At 38.7% G+C, this 21,267-nt stretch carries 21 protein-coding genes; 6 read left to right on the top strand and 15 right to left on the bottom strand.

All coding sequences use genetic code 11. From position 1 onward, the window contains the following. Positions 1-231 precede the first annotated feature (231 nt). The 8 genes from BGM26_RS06960 to BGM26_RS06995 all read right to left on the bottom strand — a co-directional run bounded on the left by BGM26_RS06960 (position 232) and on the right by BGM26_RS06995 (position 8,119). Positions 232-558, bottom strand: a complete 327-nt coding sequence (locus tag BGM26_RS06960) for a Zn-ribbon domain-containing OB-fold protein (protein ID WP_217039007.1) — start codon at positions 556-558, stop codon at positions 232-234. Beyond that, on the bottom strand, positions 558-1,697 hold the full coding sequence (locus tag BGM26_RS06965) for a thiolase C-terminal domain-containing protein (protein WP_217039009.1): 1,140 nt from the start codon (positions 1,695-1,697) through the stop codon (positions 558-560). Before BGM26_RS06965 ends, BGM26_RS06960 begins: the two co-directional genes overlap by 1 nt. Beyond that, positions 1,694-3,175: a class I adenylate-forming enzyme family protein gene (locus BGM26_RS06970; protein ID WP_217039011.1), complete on the bottom strand. Its 1,482-nt coding sequence runs from the start codon at positions 3,173-3,175 to the stop codon at positions 1,694-1,696. Before BGM26_RS06970 ends, BGM26_RS06965 begins: the two co-directional genes overlap by 4 nt. Positions 3,176-3,177: 2 nt before the next feature. Then, on the bottom strand, positions 3,178-3,654 hold the full coding sequence (locus tag BGM26_RS06975; protein ID WP_217039013.1) for a PPC domain-containing DNA-binding protein: 477 nt from the start codon (positions 3,652-3,654) through the stop codon (positions 3,178-3,180). Between the two features lie 94 nt (positions 3,655-3,748). Continuing rightward, positions 3,749-5,215 (bottom strand): MocR-like pyridoxine biosynthesis transcription factor PdxR, encoded by a 1,467-nt coding sequence (gene pdxR, locus BGM26_RS06980; protein WP_217039014.1) that lies wholly within the window; start codon positions 5,213-5,215, stop codon positions 3,749-3,751. Between the two features lie 11 nt (positions 5,216-5,226). Further along, the gene (locus tag BGM26_RS06985) at positions 5,227-6,513 is read right to left on the bottom strand and encodes a TRAP transporter large permease (RefSeq protein ID WP_217039015.1); all 1,287 of its coding nucleotides are present in this window, start codon (positions 6,511-6,513) and stop codon (positions 5,227-5,229) included. After that, a complete protein-coding gene (locus BGM26_RS06990) occupies positions 6,510-6,989 on the bottom strand; it encodes a TRAP transporter small permease (RefSeq protein ID WP_217039016.1) in 480 nt (159 codons plus the stop codon). Before BGM26_RS06990 ends, BGM26_RS06985 begins: the two co-directional genes overlap by 4 nt. Before the next feature lie 86 nt (positions 6,990-7,075). Beyond that, entirely contained in the window at positions 7,076-8,119 is a 1,044-nt protein-coding gene (locus tag BGM26_RS06995) for a DctP family TRAP transporter solute-binding subunit (RefSeq protein WP_217039017.1), read from the bottom strand. 545 nt (positions 8,120-8,664) lie between these two features. Here BGM26_RS06995 and BGM26_RS07000 point away from each other — a divergent pair. Both BGM26_RS07000 and BGM26_RS07005 read left to right on the top strand, forming a co-directional pair. Then, positions 8,665-9,426, top strand: coding sequence for an SDR family NAD(P)-dependent oxidoreductase (locus BGM26_RS07000; protein WP_217039018.1), 762 nt, complete (start codon positions 8,665-8,667; stop codon positions 9,424-9,426). A gap of 259 nt (positions 9,427-9,685) precedes the next feature. After that, positions 9,686-10,645 (top strand): bile acid:sodium symporter family protein, encoded by a 960-nt coding sequence (locus BGM26_RS07005; protein ID WP_217039019.1) that lies wholly within the window; start codon positions 9,686-9,688, stop codon positions 10,643-10,645. A 209-nt stretch (positions 10,646-10,854) separates the two neighbouring features. Here the strand turns inward: BGM26_RS07005 and BGM26_RS07010 are convergent, their stop codons facing one another. Further along, the gene (locus BGM26_RS07010) at positions 10,855-11,460 is read right to left on the bottom strand and encodes a hypothetical protein (protein WP_217039020.1); all 606 of its coding nucleotides are present in this window, start codon (positions 11,458-11,460) and stop codon (positions 10,855-10,857) included. Between the two features lie 296 nt (positions 11,461-11,756). Then, on the bottom strand, positions 11,757-13,424 hold the full coding sequence (locus tag BGM26_RS07015) for a multicopper oxidase family protein (RefSeq protein ID WP_367949275.1): 1,668 nt from the start codon (positions 13,422-13,424) through the stop codon (positions 11,757-11,759). 211 nt (positions 13,425-13,635) lie between these two features. Here BGM26_RS07015 and BGM26_RS07020 point away from each other — a divergent pair, with 211 nt between their 5' ends. Continuing rightward, on the top strand, positions 13,636-14,694 hold the full coding sequence (locus BGM26_RS07020) for a DUF3900 domain-containing protein (RefSeq protein WP_217039021.1): 1,059 nt from the start codon (positions 13,636-13,638) through the stop codon (positions 14,692-14,694). 212 nt (positions 14,695-14,906) lie between these two features. Here the strand turns inward: BGM26_RS07020 and BGM26_RS07025 are convergent, their stop codons facing one another. Beyond that, positions 14,907-15,119, bottom strand: a complete 213-nt coding sequence (locus BGM26_RS07025; protein ID WP_217039022.1) for a cold-shock protein — start codon at positions 15,117-15,119, stop codon at positions 14,907-14,909. Positions 15,120-15,694: 575 nt separating this feature from the next. Here BGM26_RS07025 and BGM26_RS07030 point away from each other — a divergent pair. Continuing rightward, the gene (locus tag BGM26_RS07030; RefSeq protein WP_217039023.1) at positions 15,695-16,006 is read left to right on the top strand and encodes a DUF6509 family protein; all 312 of its coding nucleotides are present in this window, start codon (positions 15,695-15,697) and stop codon (positions 16,004-16,006) included. Positions 16,007-16,016: 10 nt separating this feature from the next. Here BGM26_RS07030 and BGM26_RS07035 read toward each other — a convergent pair whose 3' ends face one another. The 4 genes from BGM26_RS07035 to BGM26_RS07050 form a co-directional block, all read right to left on the bottom strand. Continuing rightward, entirely contained in the window at positions 16,017-16,424 is a 408-nt protein-coding gene (locus BGM26_RS07035) for a cytosolic protein (RefSeq protein ID WP_217039024.1), read from the bottom strand. Positions 16,425-16,690: 266 nt separating this feature from the next. Further along, complete coding sequence (locus BGM26_RS07040; RefSeq protein WP_217039025.1) at positions 16,691-16,891, bottom strand: cold-shock protein; 201 nt, start codon at positions 16,889-16,891, stop codon at positions 16,691-16,693. Between the two features lie 168 nt (positions 16,892-17,059). After that, the gene (gene cshA / locus BGM26_RS07045) at positions 17,060-18,511 is read right to left on the bottom strand and encodes a degradosome RNA helicase CshA (RefSeq protein ID WP_217039026.1); all 1,452 of its coding nucleotides are present in this window, start codon (positions 18,509-18,511) and stop codon (positions 17,060-17,062) included. Between the two features lie 310 nt (positions 18,512-18,821). Beyond that, positions 18,822-19,022 (bottom strand): cold-shock protein, encoded by a 201-nt coding sequence (locus tag BGM26_RS07050; protein WP_217039027.1) that lies wholly within the window; start codon positions 19,020-19,022, stop codon positions 18,822-18,824. Between the two features lie 977 nt (positions 19,023-19,999). On the opposite strand from BGM26_RS07050, the gene BGM26_RS07055 reads away from it, so the two are divergent. Both BGM26_RS07055 and BGM26_RS07060 read left to right on the top strand, forming a co-directional pair. Next, positions 20,000-20,386 (top strand): DUF2500 domain-containing protein, encoded by a 387-nt coding sequence (locus BGM26_RS07055; RefSeq protein ID WP_217039028.1) that lies wholly within the window; start codon positions 20,000-20,002, stop codon positions 20,384-20,386. A gap of 78 nt (positions 20,387-20,464) precedes the next feature. Then, a complete protein-coding gene (locus tag BGM26_RS07060; protein WP_217039029.1) occupies positions 20,465-21,259 on the top strand; it encodes a nucleotidyltransferase domain-containing protein in 795 nt (264 codons plus the stop codon). Positions 21,260-21,267 lie beyond the last annotated feature (8 nt).

A 21,267-nucleotide genomic window follows, 5' to 3' on the forward strand; every position in this document is an offset into this window, starting at 1 on the left:
GGAAGAACCTTCGTTACATTTCCGAAGGTTCTTCCTTGTTTTTTTCGATTATTTCAGAGGGACAGAATGGATATTACCTATAATCGTCTTATAAACTAAAACTCCTTTTACCGCTTAAATCACCCTGTCTAGTTATTAATATAAGCTCACAAATAACCTGACCCTAGCTTCATCCATACGTTAAAGAGGCGAGGGTCATGCAACAAATGAGGAATTTATTTTTATTTCATTTTAAGAACTTGCCAAGGTCTTTTTCGCAAAAACATACGTATTCTCTTGTTTGGAAATACACGCTACTTCCTCATCTATATCAACCCGTTCTGTCACTCTTCCTGTCAGACGCAATCCTTCTTGTAACTCAATTAACGCAATCGTGTATGGCGTCAAGTGTGAAAACTCATTGGAGGAAACATGGATGGTCGTATGTGAGAAGACCTTGCCTTCGCCTTTTATTTTCTTAAGTTGAAATTCGGTATGCTGGCAGTTTGGACAGATCCATTTACGCTGGACAAACTTTTTTTCACATTGAGCACATTCATAGACTTGTATTTCTGTCATCATGGATTCACCCCTTCGAAAATGTGAACCGTCGAATATGCACCTGTTCCACCTAAGTTTTGCGCTAATCCGATTTTGGCACCTTCAACCTGATTGCAGCTCGTTCCACGAAGCTGAGAAACAATTTGATAGATTTGCGCGATTCCAGTTGCCCCGATCGGATGCCCTTTTGATAGGAGACCTCCGCTTGTGTTTACGGGTATTTTTCCGCCATGTTTCGTTAACCCCTTCTCGATGGCTTCCCATCCAGAACCTTTCCCGAAAAAACCGAGCTCTTCAATCGCAAGAATTTCCGTCATCGAAAAACAGTCATGCAGCTCAACGACATCAATATCATCCGGACCTAGTCCCGCTTTCTGGTATGCGCGATTGGCTGACTCTCTAATCGCCGGCAAGCTTAAGAGTTCCTCCGCTTCTTGCATTTGTGTTGTTCCGGAGCTTTGAGCGGATGCCCTGACGATCACTCCTTTTTCCCCCTTTGAGAGAACAATCGCAGCGGCGCCATCTGAAGTGGGGGAACAATCAAAAAGCCCTAAAGGTTCGGTAATCATTCGTGCAGACATAATTTCTTCAATGCTTGTCGGCTTTCTAAATTGTGCTTTTGGATTGTTCAGCGCATACTCCCGGTTTTTCATGGCAACCATTGCTAGATGCTTTTTAGAGGCACCCGTTTCATAAAAATAGCGATTGGCTACGGTTCCAAAAAAGCCTGGAAACGTTAAACCTGCATGCTTTTCATTCGAATCATTATCCATTGCAGCATTAATAGCTTTCGTCGTTTCTTCTGTTGCCCTGTGTCTCATTTTCTCTACACCAGCAATCAAGACATTCTCATACTCGCCACTTTGAATCATTAAAAAAGCCTGGCGAAAGGCAATCCCGCCTGATGCACACGCACCTTCTACTTTAACCGTCGGGACAGGTCCTAAACCTAGATCATTCGCAACAATTGCTCCCAATATTTCTTGATTTCCTAATGAACCCGACATGAAATTTCCGATATAAACGGCATCGATTCTCGGAAAGTTTGCCTCCCTTAATGCATCCACACACGCGTCCATTAGCAAAGTTTTTAATGAAGCGTTCTCATGTTTACCAAAGGCAGTCATTCCAATTCCTGCTACAGTGACTTTTTTCATTTTGCCACGCTCCCGTCAACCTGCTTCAGCTCACGTTTTAATATTTTTCCGTAACTGCTTTTCGGAAGTTCTTCAACAATATGAATCTCTTTTGGTTTTTTATAGCTTGCTAAATGGTTCATACAGAGCTCGACTAGTTCTTCTTTTTCGACCATTGTCCCATCATTCAGCACACAGTAAGCAATGACAGCTTCTCCCCACAATTCATGAGGCATTCCGATAACAGCTGTTTCTTTTATCCCGTCGTGCTTATTCAGTATTTCTTCAATTTCACGAGGATAAATATTTAAACCGCCGCTTATAATAACATCTTTTTTCCGGTCAACAAGGTGAAGATACCCGCACTCATCTGCCCAGCCTAAATCGCCCGTGTAAAGCCATCCATCACGAAGCGTATCTTCCGTTGCTTCTTTGTTCCTCCAATAGCCTTGCATGACGAGCGGACCTTTACAGATGACTTCACCGATTTCGCCTTGCTTTACTTCAATCCCTTGATCGTCTACTAGTTTCATTTCAACAAATGGGCCTACTCCGCCACAAGATTCAAGTCTTGTCAGAAGCTCATGCCTTGGCATAACGGTAATCGCCATTGGTGCTTCCACAAGTCCATATGTTTCAATAAATTTAGGACCTGCTTTTTCAATGGCCTGCTTCAGTTTACTTGCAGCGATCGGAGAACCAGCCATATTTATTGATTTAATGTTTGCTAATTTTTTAGCATCAAAGTCCTTGTCCTGGATCATTAAATTTACCATTGTCGGGACCATGAAAATAAACGAAACCTTATTTCTTTCAACATCATTCAGAAATTCGGACGGATTGAATTTATCAAACACGATTTGTGTCAGACCAAACAGCCAGGAAATATGAGATAAAAAGTTACTGCCATGTGTTAATGGAGCAACGTGACCGACAACATCGCCTGGGGTAATTTCACAAACGAGCGCCAAAGATAGAGCACTAGAAATAATATTTCGGTGTGATAGCATTACCCCTTTTGGCTTTCCTGTAGTGCCAGATGTATACATGATCGCAAAGAGGTCATCTTCATTTGCACAGATTTCTGGTTTCGTTCCTTCCTGTGACAACAGCCATTCCTCATAATCATTGCCAATTAGAATGGTTTTACCCTTTGTTTCGACAGGACGGATCCATTCTTCCTCCCCGATAAGAATTTTCACTTCGGCATGTTCCAAAATATATTCTACTTCTTTCGGATGAAGCCTATAGTTGATCGGTACTTTAATAAAACCGCCATAAGCGACAGCCAAATCTAATTCGATATGTTCCAAACGGTTAGACATGAGAATCCCAATACGATCGCCTTTTTCAAGACCAGCTTTTTTCAGCGCAGAATAAATTCGATAAACCCGTTTTTGCAGTTCCTTATATGTGAGGCTTCGCCTGCTGTCCTTAACAGCCATTTTTTCCGGATATTTTTTAAATACTTTATTTGCTAAGTGAGCGATGGTTTGCACGATTAAACCTCACTTTCGTTATAGAAATTGAAAAGGTGGTAGCCTAGTGGTTTATAAAACTCTCTAACAGGCTGAATTCCCTCTGAAACAAGGATCGTGAACTCCACTGTTATTGCAACGATGTTTTTTCCTTCTATGAAGTGACCTCCCGATAGATTCTTCCGATGATCGATAAACACACCGTGGAAGTGTATATCAAGATGCCCTTCCTCGTCTTTTCCAAGGATGCCATTCCCAGAAAGCAGCTCAACAAGTGAATTCCAAACAATCGGCTTCGAATAGGCTGGTTGATCATTTTCATATTCTGGTTGATAGACAGATACCGTAGATAAGGAGCCAATACACGAAACCGTTCCTGAGCTTACATTATGTTTTTGGCATGCTTTTTTTAATCCAGTGATTAAATCTTCACCTGGTCCAAGATACCCCATAATGATTCCTCTTTTTTCATCAAAAACCGAATGAGAATCCCGGTTCATTACCATCCCACCTTTGACCGTTTTTAAGCAAAATCACGTTGTAAGTGCTTACAACTAGTTTAAAAGTTTCTGTAATGAATTCCCATAACCAATATCATGGTTGGTATGAATAATATTCATTGATGGCCTGATCAATAATTTCAATGCCTTCTCTAAGCAGATCTGAAGAAGGGTGTGTAAAGGCTAACCGAATGTAATTCTCATACATTCCTACCCCGCTCATCCAGCTTCCCGGAACAAACGAAACACCCTTTTTAATCGCTATTTCAAGCAATCTTTCCGATGAGATGCCTTTTGGGATTTTACACCATAAAAATACGCCGCCGTCAGGAATCCTGCACTTAAGGTTAGGTTTCTCTTTTAATATGTCATTAATTATAGAGAGACGCCTATCGTAAGCCTGACGAAGCTTTTCAATATGCCTTGATAGCCTTCCTTCTTCTAAATATACTTGGACTGCCATTTGGGTTAAATTATTACTATGCAAATCGACTCTTTGCTTCACCTTTACGAGGTTGGAAATGATCCCTTCATGCGCAACTAAAACAGCCACACGAAGGGTCGGAAATAAATACTTCGAGAATGATTGTAGGTGGATAACCATATGATCCTTATCCAATGCCTTGAAGGAGGGAACAGGCTTTTTCCCATAATAAAGCATACTAAACGGATCGTCCTCCACGATTGGAACGCTATATTTTTTGGCTAATGCTAATAATTTCTTGCGTCTGGCCATTGAGATGGTGATGCCCGTCGGATTATGAAAGGTTGGATTGATATAGATGAATTTAACTGGAAACTGCATGAGCAAGTTCTCAAGGCTATCCGTTTTTATCCCTTCTTCATCTAGAGTAATTCGCAAAATTTTTGCCCCGGTAGCGGCAAAAGCATCTGAAGCTGCAAGAAAACCGGGATCCTCCATGATGACATAATCCTCAGGACCGAGAAATAAACGGCTAATTAAGTCAAGCCCCTGCATCGCACCCGATACGATCATGATTTCTTTTTCATCCGCATGAATGCCGCTTTCAGAGAGCCATGATTTAACTTCTAGAATTAAAGGCTCATACCCTTGAGTAGGTGCAGGCAGCTGCAGTAAGATCGGATTTTTCCGTAAATGCTCTGCAAAGCATTGACTAAAATCAATGCCTGGATGAACTTCAGGTGCTGTCCCTACACCTCCAAAGGGGATTAACCTGGAATCTCTGCCAAATCGCATGATTTCTTCCATACCATGATTGACATTTTCAGTTTGGTAAGCAAAATTCGTATGCCATGTTATTGCTTGTTCTGTCTTTTCCATTTTCGGTCCTCGCATGATAAAGGTTCCGCTCCCCTGTTGACTACGGACAATTCCACGTGTTTTCATCTCTTCATATGCCAAAGTAAGCGTCATTCGGCTAACTTTCAATAAAGCTGCCATCTTCCGCTCAGATGGAAGTCGCATGCCTGGTTTCAGCTTTCCTTCATGGACCATTTGTTCTATTTGCTGCGAAATTTGTTTATATAATGGCATTCCTTTATCTGAATCAATAACCATTTGATCCCATATTGACAGCACAAACTCACTCCCTACCTCATGTTCAGTACACCTGGCAGCCATAAACTAATGGCAGGAATATATGTTACTAAGAGTAACGCAATGATTGAAGCAATGATAAAAGGAATAACCCCCTTAGAAATTTCCTTTAATGAGAGCCCGGTTAAGCCGCAAGCTACATATAGGTCAAGACCAACTGGTGGGGTCACTAGACCAATTGCTAAATTCATCGTCATTAAGATTCCAAAATGGACTGGATCGATTCCCATCACACCTAGAATTGGAAGGAAGATTGGTAAGAAAATATAATAAGCAGAGATTGCATCAACAAACATACCAGCAATTAATAGAATAATCGTGATCATTAAAAGAATCGTATATTTTTCGGGTGCAATGCTCATAAGTGCATGTGCCATATCTTCGGCAATTCCTTCCACCGTAATTAACCATGCGAAGGAGGAGGCTGAAGCAACAATGAGCATGATCATTGCTGTTGTTTTTGCTGACTGGAGCAAAAGACTAGGAACTTCCTTTACTTTAATCTCTTTATAAATAAATAAACCGACAATCAATCCATAAAATACAGCTACAACGGCTGATTCAGTCGGTGTAAAAAAGCCGGAATAAATACCTCCTAGTATAATAACAGGTGCTAATAAACCCCAAGAAGCATCTTTAAAAGCAGCCCATATCTCTTTTCTATTTGCTTTTGGTAATGTCGGAATTCCTTCTTTCTTTGCAATAAAATAACTGGTTATTGCTAAAATTAGTCCCATTAAAAGCCCAGGTATAATCCCTGCAATAAACAATTCTCCGATCGAAACTTCCGCAACAACCCCGTAAACAATATAAGCAATACTTGGAGGGATAATAATACCAATTCCGCCCGCAGTTGCTAATAAGCCTGCAGACATATCCTTTCGATAGCCCTGCTTAACCATTGCTGGGATAATAATCGACCCTACAGCGGCCATCGTTGCAGGACCTGAACCAGAGATAGCAGCAAAGAAACATGCAGCCACAACAGAAACGATTGCAAGTCCGCCAGTGTAGTGCCCTGTAAGAGTTTGCGCAAGATAAATGAGCCTTCTAGATATACCAGCTCTTTCTAAAATCAAACCCGCTAAAAAGAAGAAAGGGATCGCTAAAAGCGTAAATTTTGTTAAAGAAGAATATAACGTTGATGGCAAAGATTGAATCGGCAGATCAAATAAAAGTAAAGTAGCTGCTGTCGATAACCCTAAAGCAACTGCAATTGGCATGTTTAAAAATAGCAATAGAAAAAAGATTCCGAATAAAAAAATCGCTGTTACACTCAATTAGTTTTCCCCTCCTTTTTATAGCTCTTTATCTCCATCACATAGCCTTCCCAAAATCGAATAATGCAAAGGAAAGCACCTAGAGGAACGGACAATCCCATTATCCACTCAGGCAGTCCCATAGCGGGTGTCCTTTGGCCGTACCCATACTGCTGCATAACCATTTCCAATCCATACCATAAAAGCACGACAAAGAATACCGAAGTTAAGCAGCCGACAATAAATGTAATGATTATTTTAAAACGGTTAGGCAACAGGTCTGTCAACAAACCAAATCCTAAATGCCCATTTTCTCTTGCAAGCAAAGCAGCACCAATAAAAATAATAAATGCAAAAATATTTGTTGTTAGCTCCTCTGTCATTGAAAACGAAGAATGTAACAGATGTCTAGAAAGTACATTTGCCATCGTCAATATACATATAATGGACATGAATATAATGAGAATCCATTCCTCTAACTTAACGAATATCCTCAATGCTTCTCCTCCTATTCCCGATAATAAATGCTTCATAAAGTAATTAGAAAAAAGGGGCAAATGACTCCCCTTTTTCCTCTGGTCAATTAATTTCTAAATGCATCTAGTAATTCTTTGCCTACAATGTCTTCATACTTATCAATAATCGGTTTTACTTCTTTTTGGAAAGCCTCGATTTGCTCTGGAGTCAGCTCAACAACTTCCATCCCATTCTCTTTAAGTTTTGCAAGTATTTCATCATTCTCTTTTCTATTTAACTCAATTTGATATTTTGCTGCCTCTTGTGCTGTTTCCTTTAGAATCTTTTGTGTTTCTTCATCTAAGCCATCATAAAGCTTTTTATTGATTCCAAAAACGAGTGGATCATAGATATAATTCCAAACCGTTATATATTTTTGAACTTCATATAATTTAGAATTCAAAATAATTGGCAGCGGATTCTCTTGACCGTCAATGACTCCCTGCTGCAATGAGGTAAACACTTCAGCAAAATTCATTACGGTTGGATCCCCGCCAAATTTCTTGAAAGTATCCACCATCATTTCCATCGATGGCGTTCTAATTTTTAATCCTTTTATATCTTCAGGTGTAACGATTGGATGCTTGCTATTCGTAATCTGACGATAACCGCTTTCCCCAAAAGCTAATGGCTCGATCCCTTTTGTTCTAACTAAATCCATTAATTGCTTTCCGCCCTCACCATTCATCGCTTTGTCAGCTTGTTCATAATCAGGGATTAGCCATGGAAGTGATGGTGTAGCAAATTTTTGGTCGAGCACGTTATAGATGATTGTCGAGTGAACAGAAATATCCGTGGAGCCATTTTGAAGTGCTTCTAAACCTTTAGGCTGATTACCGTTAGAAAGCGATTCATTCGGATACACCTTCATCGAAATGCGGCCGTCAGTTTTTTCTTCGACATCTTGTGCCCATTTCTTAACGGCTACCCCCCATGTATCCTGCTCTGAAACAGTAATACTTACTTTTAACTTCATCGCATCTTTTTTAGCTGATCCAGATCCACTGGACTTGCCTGATTCATCTGACCCGCTAGTCCCCTTACTGCATCCAACAAGGGCTAGAACTGCAATCATTAATATGGCAAGACCCATACTAAAAATTTTCTTCATCTTTCTTCCTCCTTAAAATTTGTCCATTCCCGTTATTTAGAATAATCGGAAAATTGATTGTGGAATATATCCAATTGCCTTATTGGACATATAATTCTCTGTCCACTTTACAAACTCCTTCAATTTTTGATAATTTTTTTAATATTTCGTCTTTATTGTTGAACAATGTTGTTTAATGCCTTTTAGGAGACGATTGGGTCTGGCCGACAAAAGCTCCAAGTCGTACAGCAGTGTCTTTACTAATGCCGAAGAGCGCCATTTGAGCGATTGTGAGAACTTCCACTCGAAAGGTAAATCGAACCTGCAAGCCTAACAACAATACGATTAAAAGCAGCAATATTTTTTTACAATTGTTTTGAAAAGCCCTTCTTTATTAAAACCAATTTATTAATTGGCACTAGACCAATTCGCTATTTATCGTAATACTATTAAGTAACTAAACGGGAGGTGAGATTTAATTACCATAAAATCCCAATAAAAATATAAAGAATGCAAGATAAAAAAATATAAATGATTCTTTTACACCATTTTAGAGGAGGAATAAGATGAACAAAGTAGCAATCATAACAGGTGGGGCTCAGGGGCTTGGGTACGCGATTTCTGAAGAATTAGCAGAAGCTAATTATCAAGTCATATTACTTGACCGAAATCAAGCTCAGCTGCAAATGGCTGTTAAACAACTCCAAGAAAAAGGTTATCAAGCAAATGGAATAGAAATTGATCTTTCAATTTCAGAAAATATTCAAGAGATAATATCACAAATCACGCATGAATTTGGCAAAATTAATGTGTTAGTAAATAATGCTGGGATCAATATTGTAAAACCTTTTGCACAGGTAACTTCTTCCGATTGGGACAAAGTGATGGATATTAACTTGAAAGCTTCTTTTTTTATGATCCAGCAAGTTTCACCTCATATGACCGAAGGGGGATCGATTGTCAATATCTCATCTGTAGCAGCTAACAGTCCCCGTCCTCTTTCAGTGGCATATGCAGCTTCTAAAGCAGGCATGATCAGTCTTACAAAAACAGCTTCAATCGTTCTAGCTCCACAGCGGATAAGAGTGAATGCCATCTGCCCAGGAGCAATGGAAACGGAACTACTTTCAAAAATGGCTCAAGACATGGGCGAATTATCAAGTACGAGCCCAGAGAAATCTTTAGAAAATTATATTGGAACCATACCTCTAGGGCGAATCAGTTCACCCGCTGATGTTGCACAAAGCGTAGCATTTCTTGTCTCGGATGCTGCTAATTACATAACAGGTCAATCATTAAATGTATGTGGTGGCTGGACGGTTTCTTAGCTTTTGATGAGGCTGGAAAGTGACTAGATTTTTCAAGAATGGCTTTAGCCACACTATTCAATTTTTGGGATATTTATATTTTATTTGGGCTCCCTGGTTCAATCGCAGTGACAAAATATTAAATACTATAAAAGCAGCATTTTTTATCCGAGGATATTGAAAAAAGGCCATGACTTTCAAGATCCTGGCCTTTTTCATTACATTCAATTGGTTTTATATTTTATTATTAGATTATTCATGGAGAAAGGAGTCGTAAAGCATGCAGATCGTGGCTGAATTTATTTCGAAGAGACTTCCGATACTGATTGTCTTAATGGCCATTAGTACATATCTTTCTCCTGTATATTGGAAAGTTTCTTCATGGGTGCCAAGCTTACTTTTAGGAGTTGTCATTTTTTTCGCTGGGATTTCGATGAATATTACCGCCATAAAGGGAATCAGAACAAAGAGAAGAGAGCTTTTACTAGCAGTTCTCTTAAAATGGACATTAACTGTTATGATATCTGTTGGATTAGCTCATATCTTTTTCTCTTCTCATTCAGAAATTGCAGCAGGAATCATTTTGTCAGGGACCGTTCCGAGTGCGACCGCAGCAACTTTATACACGTTTTTAGCCGGCGGAAATGCCTCACTTGTTATTGCAGCGTCTTTAGCCGATATAGTCATTAGCCCTATCGTCACCCCCTTTTCTATACTCGGGCTTTCAGGCAATCATGTATCGATATCGTTTTTAAACTTGCTACAATCGTTTATATTCATTGTGGTACTTCCATTAGGGGCAGGACTAGCTGTCCAGCGTGGTTTTCCTCAGTTCGCTAACCATTCTAAATCCATTACTAGGTTTGGTTCTTCCCTTTCCCTGCTGTTAATCATTCATACGATCGTAGGAAATGGAGCAGAATCCATCCGAATGGAGCTTGGTCTGCTGCCTCTTATCGTATTTGTAACTTTTGTTCAAGTAGTTTTTCCAATGCTTGCAGCTTATGTAATTGCCAAAAAACTTTCAATTGGAGAACAAGACGCCAGAGCCATTTTATTTCAAGTTGGATTATGTAATACAGCACTCGCAGCCATCTTAGCTTTTAAATTTATCGGCGAACTTGCGGCCATAGCACCGATTGTTAATATGATCATTAATTTATCTGTAGGTTCTCTTATTTCCAATCATTTCGCCAAATCAGACTTGATAAAGGCTGAGAAATATTCAAGTGGAGCTTAACTAGTTCCAATTAGGTGTCTAACCTCTGTTTAATCTAAACAATTTGAAATGTTGAGAACCTCATGAAAAAAATTATGAGGTTCTTTTTGGTTATTAAAGCGATACTGCTTACCGCCTATTTTTCCTCACTGCATTTATTCCATATTTACAGCGCCTGATCCCCTCTACATCAAACATAAATTGTCGGGGATCAGCCCATAATGAGTAATTCATCTTTCTTCTAACTCTTTTTTGTACTGAGCAGCGGTTAATAATTTTATACCCCTCAGCTTCTTCATTTGTTCGTCAAGCATCGCGAATGCCTCATCTTTTCTGCCCAATCGTACCATTTTCTCCATTTCTAGCCATGAAATATAGACTGGGTCTTTGAGACGGGATTTGAAATTCTCGTAGGTGTTTTCATCCTCTTCTTCAATCGCGATGGCGGCACTGTAGTACCATTTATATACACTATCTTTCAATTGGGGAATGAGTGCTTTCGCATCCGTGAACCTTTCCTGCTTTACTAACAGCATAATCCTATCGATAAGTTTTAACTGCTTCGAACGAATGCGGTCAATCGACTTTTCAGCAGCCTGCAAATCCCCATTGAACATATGGTAAATAAACTGGTAATGCGGTTGCTTCGACTTTCTTAAAAACTTCATGATCTTATTGAGATTTTTTTCGAATAGAATCGGATAGAATAAAATAAAAAGAATGGCAAATACGAACAGAATAAAAACGATATTAATAATCCATTGGGGAACATCGAATATTCCCATTACAAGAGCTGTAAAAAATAAGATGACATACAGCCAGATAATTTTAATCAAATGAAATCCTCCTAATCATCGCCGAAAATAAGTTATAGATAGTCATGCTTTCTTTACAGGACTCTCTTATTGTATATTGCTATACTACAATATTACAGCTTAATATAGTAATATATTTTTTGCAATTATTACCTATGATAAACACTTGTTGCTGAAGTACCTACTCCCAAACCTTCGCAAAAAAAAGTAACAAGTCCCAGTTATTTTAAAAGGGACTTGTCGCCTTAATACACATTCCTATTCGTCATACTTTGTCCGCCGTTTACCAGAAACACTTACCCAGTTGAAATCTCTTCCTATTTCCGAATAACCATATACGGTCTCATCATCTCATAATCCTCATGTTCCAAAATATGACAATGCCACACGTAAAGCCCACTATATGGACCAAATTTCATGATTAATCGCGTTATTTGGCTTGGATAAGCAATCACTGTATCCTTATACCCTCTTTCCTGTAGACTTGGCGGTATAACAGGACCCGTGTAATGAATTTCATCGTTTTTTTGATATTTTTCTAGATCGAAAGCTCGCCGGTCTACTATTTGGAAATCAATTAAATGGATATGAATCGGATGTGGTTCATCATCAATGTTGATAAGATTCCATATTTCAATTGCCCCTAATTTGGGATTTTCCGTAATCGGATCTCCCCAAACTTTCCCATCCAATAACATTCGGTCACGGCCGTATTGATCTTTTTTTGATGTTAATGTTAAATATCTTATGTTAGAAGCAGATTGTTCGCGTATTTCTGGAATCACGGCTAAGTGAGACGGAATCGTACTCGTATCAATACTTGATAGGGGGCGTGTCACCCTAAATTCCATCACTGTCCCGACTGTATTCCGGTCAACCGGTTCGCCGTTTGGAAAAGGATAGGCAGCTGTATTCATAACGATAATACTTTTACCCCCCAGGTTGGTAAAATCAATGATCACATCTGCTCTTTCCGCCGGTGCCAATATGATTTCGCTTACACCGATTGGATATGCTGTAAATCCGCTATCTGTCCCAATATGATAAAAAAGTTGCCCAGAATCTAGTTTGAGCCGATAAAATCGGGTATTAGATGCATTTAGAATCCTAAAGCGATATTTTCGAGGTTCTACTTTTAAATAAGGCCACACTTTGCCATTCACTACATTGGTCTCCCCTAAAAAAGTAGGAACAACAGATGTTTCTAATTCCGGGATCGGTTTTCTTGGCTGCCTTGGATAATAAAGAGACCCATCTTCATAGAAAGTTTTGTCTTGTATCATTAGCGGGATTTCGAATGGTCCAGACGGCAAATTTAATAAACGTTCCTGTGCATCTCTAATTAGATAGAATCCAGCCAAGCCGGCATATATATTAAGTCTTGTAATTCCGAGTGCGTGATCATGATACCAGAGAGTGCACGCCCGCATGTGATTATCATATTGATAAACTTTTTTTGTAAAATAAGGCCCTACATTTTCAAAGCCGTTCGTAAACCAAGCCTCAGGGTACCCATCACTCTGAGATTCAGCACTAGCCCCATGTAAATGGATGACAGTTCTCACTTCTGGTACATCCAAATGAGCACCGTGCACCGTGTGATCGATCGGCAAAAGATGCTTCGCTGGAAGGTCGTTGATCCATTTTACAAATACTTTTTCGCCGCTTTCCACCTCAATAGTAGGCCCTGGGTAGCTGCCTTCAAATCCCCAAACCGATGTCTCATTTAATTCGCTATGAAGGGATTGTTTAAACTCCGTCATTTTTAATTCGTAATAAGTATGAAAATTATTTTTTTGTAGAGGGTTTAAGGTTGGGATAATGGGAAGTTCATCAATGAATTTAGTAAGAGTTTTTTTGAGCGGTGTTTTCCCGCTATCGGATTGGATTCGATTTATATCAATATGAAGGTGATTACATTCGAATTTCGAAGTCGGATTGCAGTAAGCTTCCATATTGTTCGTAAAATCTTCCTTTCCACTCACTTTATCCCCCCCTTTTTATTTCCTTTATTGTATGAAAACTGTGCAAGTTAAGTTCGCAAACGTCGTTAACCATATATTCCTAAACATATTAGTGTTATTGTTTTGTAGACCTTAAAGACTCCCCTAAATTAAACACATTTTCTGATTGACGTACGTAGCCTGCTTTTCTATACTGAGTAAGGTGAAAATATCAGAAAACAAAGGTGAGTAAATGGACTTTGAGATCACGTTTTTATCTTTTTATGTCATCCAAATAGAAGGTAAAGGCGATAATACAAATAAATACTATCAGCATTTTCAAACACTTGATCATCATGATTATCAGGATAGTTCGTTAAAAGATTTTTTGGGTGGGGAGCTTGAAAAAATAGCGAAACGGAAGGTTGACCGCCATCCCAAATCTGAACAAGCACCTACGAAGATTGGACGATTTATCGTTGAAGAAGGGCATGACTTGAGTTCCAATCCCAATTACAATCTTTTCGAACGCGTACGCTCGTCTGAAACAAAAGATCAGTTTAAAGAAACCAGTGAGCCAATCGTCAATGCCTATCTTGATACGAGTGCTGTTCGCGGCGGCGTCGTCCTTGTCGCTTTGGCAAAACTAAGAAAATATTTTGATGAGCCGTTTCTTTTTATCATGAAGTGCGATTTCGAACCAAAGGTTGCATCCATTTCCGATGAAAAAACGTTAATTAGAAATGTTGAAATGGCCATTACGACTAAGAATATGAAATCGATTCAATATCCTTATATGCCCGAGGAAGGCATGGTCGAAGAAGGAGAGCTGAAAATCCACCAAGCATCACATGCCCGTTACTTTGAGGATTTTTTGAAATTTGTGGATTACGAGCTATCTATGCCTGAAATTATTAAAACACAAGTGGTTGGCATGGTTCAGGAGCATATTGAGGAAACTTACCAGCCTGAAAGTGAAGAACGTGAACAGATTGAGTCTGCGATGGAGATATGGGCAGCGAGCCCGAAAAGAGAATTACAAGAACGTTTTACAACAGAACAAGTAATCGAGGCCACAGCGCAAATTGTTGAACACGCTCCAGATGTCGAATTAAAATTGAAGCTGGACCATGTGACTGTAAATGGGATGCTTTCGGATTTCGGGGATACGATTCATATGGCAAAAGTGAACGGACGTTATGTCCTGTTAATTGAAGCTGATACGATAACATTTGAAAAAGGCTTTTCGCCCATTGAGTTTCTGAAGCCTGACGAGTTATCAAAAGTAATGGAACGAATTAGTAGGAAATAAAGCGGATTTTATTAGTACTGCTCGCTTATATTCTTCCCGATTTTAGTTTTCATGGATCCTCTATATAGACCTGTTTTTCTCTTTTTCGATTAGCTTGGTAAATGTTTTAACCATGTTATTATTTGTGTGATGGGGCTGCGATTAAACCGACGATCCGACAAGTATTCGGCAAAAATAAAGAGGGCGATTCAATCGCCCCCTTATTTTCTATATTAATTATTCGAATAAATGCTATTGTTATTTACTACCTGCAGCTCTTTTGTTGTTTCTGCCATGTCACTTTTGCAGATCGGACATGAAGGCGTCTGACTGCTTTTGAAATTATCTCTGATCCAACAATTACATGTTTCTGAAGTACATTCCCAAATCTTAACCTCTTCTGTCTTGATCTCTTCTGTATTTTTTCTCCCAAACCCCATTGCCATATAAAGGCACCTCCTAAAGAGTAGAACCCTATTTTTTCAAAAAATAAAAAACACTTGTTAAATAAGGGGAACAAGAATTCCAAATAACAAGTGAATGATGGGCAACTAATTTTCGATAAACACTATTAATAATAGTATAACATATATTCCCTACTCTGTCAAAAAGCATTGTCAATTACATCAAGGTGCTACATAAATGATTAACATCTCTTATCAGTGAGATAATACGATTACATCCTGATAAGGAAAGGTGTATAATGTTTTAGTTAGGCTCTTTTTTAAACTATGTTTACAACTTATTGCTGTGAAAAGATGTTTTCGTCGACTTTGTTGGTTTTTTAGTGTGATTTTATATAAGAATCTGAGTTGATTGGAGCGGAGGGCACTTGACTCCTGCGGGAAATAAAGGGAACGGGAGACCCCACAGGCGGTAACGACGAGGAGGCTCCCGTCCCTCCCCGTGGAAAGCAAGTGCCCGCAGCGGAAATCAACGGGCAAACTTTGTAAACTAAAACAACAATATATGCAAAAAGAGCCCTATGAAAAGATTCTTTGACTAAGAAAGGGTGAAACTTATGAAGATAACTGGCTTTTCGGTTGAACAATTAATCGACCCCACAGGCATCTTAACAGGAGAGCGTTTTGAATTCTTTTTGGATATTGAAGTGGATGAGGACGATGAATTATATTCGGAAAATGGCGTGCAGCTTCGGGTTCTATACTATAATGACGAAGAACAGAGCAAAATATTAAATTATCATTTCCTTGTAAATGTTTCAAATGAAATTTTGAATTTTGAGTTAGACGATGACGAAGAACGAATAGTCACACATTTTTGCAAGGAGCATCTATCTGATGCGGAAGAAAAGAATGAAGAGCAGGCTTAGCCTGCTCTCTTTACTCTACTTCGATTTCCTTTCCCTCATCCACAATATGGTACATCAAGTGGGCTAAATGATGGATGGGGCTCAATTCTTCCTCGTCCGCTTCTTCTTCCATATTCTCTTCATTAAATTCAAGATCATTCAATTGAAGCGCCGCAAATTGATAGAAATCCTTCAACTCAAACGCATAACAGGCACTTGGATCTTCGTTCTCCTCTTCATATTGAAGGACCATATAAGATTCCTTCCCTTCGCTGTCAATCGCATCGAAATAAACAAAGAAGCCGATATTCGTATCTAATTCGAACAAATGTCTTGTGCCGCCTGCAGTAAAACGCTCAAAATCATTTTCACTTAATTTTTGCACCTTCATTTTTTCCACTAGGTCTTCTTTGTGAAAATGAACTGTAAATTCTTTCATGACTTTTCCCCCTTTTTTTAACTAACGCCAAACGCTTGACATATATATTATTACCCATTTTATAGTCAAACTCCAATTAATTTTTCAATACTCTTTTACTGTATGATGAATTTAGTCCATTTATTAAATTTATGTAGTTAATACGATTGATTTGCCCAGTTAACGAATTCCGTTTTAAGTTGATTGTGGCTCGTATTATTGAATCGATTCAAGATTTCAGAAAAAACAAAAGAGCCTTCTACTAAGAGGCTCTTTCGTTTCGGACATTATATCTTTGTTACATTGACTGCTTGGGGTCCACGCTGCCCTTGTTCAATGTCAAAATTCACTTCTTGACCTTCATCAAGAGATTTAAAGCCTTCGCCTTGAATGGCTGAAAAGTGAACAAATACATCCTCTCCGCCTTCAACCTCGATAAATCCAAAGCCTTTTTCCGCGTTAAACCATTTTACTTTACCTGTTGCCATTTTAAATCCTCCTAAATTTCGATCACTGACAGATTGGATAAATTAATCTGCATCTATTAATATGGGAAAAAAATCAGGATTTTATTCCACATGTACGAATTGTAAAACAAAAGAAAATTTTCGCCATATTAGTGTAAATTTCATATTGTATTAGGCTTTATGAAATTCTTATTTGCTTTGCGTTCTGCTTCTTCTGCGATCTCTGCCGTCTCTTCCGCCAGGTCTGCCGCTTCCTGTATTTCTTCCACGATCATTATAACGTTTTCTATTATCACCGCCGCGATCGCCTCTAGGTTTTCTCACCCGAATTGGTTCGACAGCTGTTAATTTAACTGGGGTTACATCAGGATCTTTTGTCAGTAATTTTAAAGCAGCAGCAAGCAATGTCACTGAATCTGTGTCTTCAAGCAGATTTTCAGCTGCTCTTTTATAGTCATTATGATCATTTTTTTCGATAATAGCCATTAAACGATTAATCGTTGCCTGCTGATTGCCTGCAAGGACATCTTTAAATGATGGAACTGGCTTTTTCATCATTTTACTTTTTGTGACATTTTCAATGATTTTCAAATGGTCGATTTCTCTTGGTGAAACAAAAGTAACCGCTAATCCTTTGTTCCCAGCACGTCCTGTTCTTCCGATACGGTGCACATAGCTTTCTGGATCTTGTGGGATATCAAAGTTATACACATGAGATACACCGCTAATATCAAGGCCCCTAGCTGCTACATCCGTTGCAACCATGATATCGATTGTCGATTCTTTAAAGCGGCGGATAACTTGGTCACGCTTAGCCTGTGGAATATCCCCATGGATCCCTTCAGCCGAATATCCGCGTTTAATCAAGCCCTCTACTACTTCGTCAACACGCTTTTTCGTCCGTCCGAAAACGATCGCAAGCTCTGGTGACTGGATGTCTAAAAGACTGCAGAGCACATCAAATTTTTGTTTCTCATGAACTTCCATATAATGTTGCTCAATATTTTTTACTGTCATTTCTTTTGCTTGAATTTTTACTAATTCTGGATCTTTCATGAATTTTTCTGCAAGAGATTGAATTCTTCTTGGCATTGTTGCAGAGAAAAGCATGGTTTGGCGTTCGCCTTTAACTTCACTTAGGATTCTTTCAATATCCTCGATAAAGCCCATGTTTAGCATTTCATCCGCTTCATCTAGGACAACCATTTTGATGTTGCTTAGGCGAATCGTTTTTCTTTCAATATGGTCGATCAATCTACCTGGTGTCGCAGCAATAATTTGCGGGCGATTTTTCAAGCTGCGAATTTGGCGGTTAATGTCCTGACCACCGTAAATCGGTAATGTTTTAACACCTTTCATTTGACCGATACGGTTCAATTCTTCTGCTACTTGAACAGCAAGTTCACGAGTAGGGGCAAGTACAAGTCCTTGGATGCCTTCAGTTATGTCAATTTGTTCTAATAAAGGTACGCCAAATGCAGTTGTTTTTCCTGTACCTGTTTGCGCCTGTCCGATCATGTCTTTTCCTTGCAAACCAATTGGAATCGCTTGTGCCTGAATTGGTGTTGGTTCCTCGAACCCCATATTTGATAGTGCTTTTACTAATTCATTACTTAGACCGAAATCTGAAAAAGTTGTCAAAGTATTTGTTCCTCCTTATTTTAAGCCTTTACAAGGTCATCTATTTCTATTTATCTGTTCGTACGTTACTAGGTTTTCCAGTTTGCATCTCTTTTTTACTTCCAAATGGAGAATTTATTTTTCCATTTGGAAATTATTCATTAGAGCATTTTTCCTAATTGCTACTCAAAGAAAAATGAAATTATTATTCCAAAAAAGCAAACATATGGATGGATTCTCTTTTGGGGAATGAATGAAGTATACAAAGTGGAGAAAAAATAACGTGAAAAAGTGATGCATGACTGACATGCATCACCACATTATCGCATTATTATGCTTTTTCTACGTTAGCAGCTTGTGGTCCACGGTTACCTTCAACGATTTCGAAAGTTACAGCTTGGCCTTCTTCTAAAGTTTTGAAACCTTCAGATTGGATAGCTGAGAAGTGTACGAATACATCTTGGCCTTCTGAAGATTCGATAAATCCAAATCCTTTTTCTGCATTAAACCATTTTACTTTACCTGAGTTCATGTTCTTACCTCCAAAAATATGTTCACTATAAGTCTTTATTATATAAACTTAAACATAAAAAGATCGTACGACAATAAAATGGGGAGTAAAATCGCCTACATTTCATTGCAGCTACGACCACTTATCCAAACAATATAAATATCGAACATTACAGCGTTAATTTAAATATAAACGAATATACCTAAAAAGTCAATTCTTTTTAGGAAGTATTCGTTTTTAGTGAAGGACAACCAATCCGGTTTGGTTGTCCTTCTGACATATTCGAGATTTCATTTTTATATCTAGCTTCTGCGCACACCGACGTTCAGGACGTACTATGTGTCGACAATGCGAAAGAACACAGCTGTTTGTCGGCCAATATGTGATCAGTAAGGAGAGCTCCTTAATAAAAACATACCAGGAACAATCTGCCCTTTGATTGTTGCGCTTTGCTTTTTTTCTTGCACCTAAAACAATGAAAGCCCTGCCTCTCTTCCATCCTTACGGCTCCTTGGCCGTGCCAGCGGGAATCAGGTATGACGAAAATCAATATCGGAAAATAATACTCTTTGAAATGTTTCACACATGTAGATTAAAAACTTATGAAGTGTTAAAGCGAAGTCGTTTCTGGTTCTTAGATAACGATTTAAGAAGAAATTCAACATGATTTTGTTGTCCACAAATTATTTCTTAATTTAATTGCTTTACTTATTAATCTAAAGAGCATCACGATATGGAAAGCACTAAAGTGACTGCTTAAAACACCTTTAGAGCTAAACATACAAAATAAAAAAGCCTGAACCTGTAAATTGAAGGATGTTAACGCTCCGACATTTCATACGGATTCACGACTTAACTACTTGATCTCAAACACATCGCTTATCATAATATCAAACAACCACTTAGAATGTCAAGGAACTTATCGAATCTCTTTTTCTGAAACTAATCATTATGTTCATTCGTATTATATGATAATCTTTTGGCAGGAGGTGCTACTTATGGAATTTGGTCCAGGATTTGGTTTTGATATGTTTTCAATTATTGATGCTATTTTTCCGATTTTCTTTATTTTGATTTTTGGCTTTATTGTTTTTGCGATTATTAACGGGATTAAACAGTGGAATCATAATAATAAGCAGCCGATATTGAATGTTTCTGCAAAGCTGGTTACAAAACGCACTGAGGTGAGCAGAAGCCTTCATAATCATGATGAACATACTCACCATCATACATCAACAAGCTATTATGCTACTTTCGAAGTAGAAAGCGGGGACAGAATGGAGTTTCTGATGAGTGGTTCCGAGTATGGTCAATTGGCTGAAGGTGATTATGGAAAACTGAAATTTCAAGGCACGCGGTACCTTGGGTTCGAGCGATGGCAGTGAAAGCTCATTCATAATGAGCTTTCCTCCTATCTGGTTAGGTTGTCATACACTTCTTCCCAATAATAAGGAGGATTTCTTTTGAGAGAGCATATTATTGAAGTGATTAAACAAATTGAGATCGATTATGAGGTGAAAGTTCTTTATGCTTGTGAATCTGGCAGCCGTGCTTGGGGATTCCCTTCTAAGGATAGTGACTATGATGTTCGATTTATTTACATACATAAAAAGGACTGGTACCTATCCATTGATCAGAAACGGGATGTAATTGAAATTCCTAAGCATGATTCCCTTTCCATTCCTGTTGATGAGCTATTAGATGTGAGCGGCTGGGAAATAACAAAGGCCCTCAAGCTATTCAGGAAATCGAACCCGCCTCTTTTGGAGTGGATGCACTCGAGTATTGTGTATTACCAAGCATTTTCCACGATTGATAAAATGAAGACTTTAGCCGAAAATATCTTTGCACCTCCATCATGCTTGTACCACTACCTCAATATGGCGAAAGGGAATTATCGCGATTACCTGCAAGGCGAAGAGATAAAGATTAAGAAGTATTTCTATGTACTGCGACCCATCCTTGCTGCAAAATGGATTAAAAAATACAATTCGATCCCGCCGATCTTGTTTCAACGTTTGCTTGAGGATATTCTGCCTGCGGGTGAACTAAAAAATGAAATCGAAACATTATTGAAGCGAAAAATGGCTGGTGAGGAGCTCGATTTAGAACCAAGAATTACACTTATCAACCAGTTCCTAAATGAAGAAATTGAACATTTGGAAGCATATGCAAAGAGTTTAGATATTTACATACAAGACCCAACAAAACAGTTCGATCAACTATTCAGAGAGACATTAGCGGAGGTTTGGAATTAAGAAATGCA

Origin of the sequence: Bacillus sp. FJAT-29790 (assembly GCF_019039215.1) — a bacterium.
In the GTDB taxonomy this organism is placed as follows: domain Bacteria; phylum Bacillota; class Bacilli; order Bacillales; family Cytobacillaceae; genus Cytobacillus.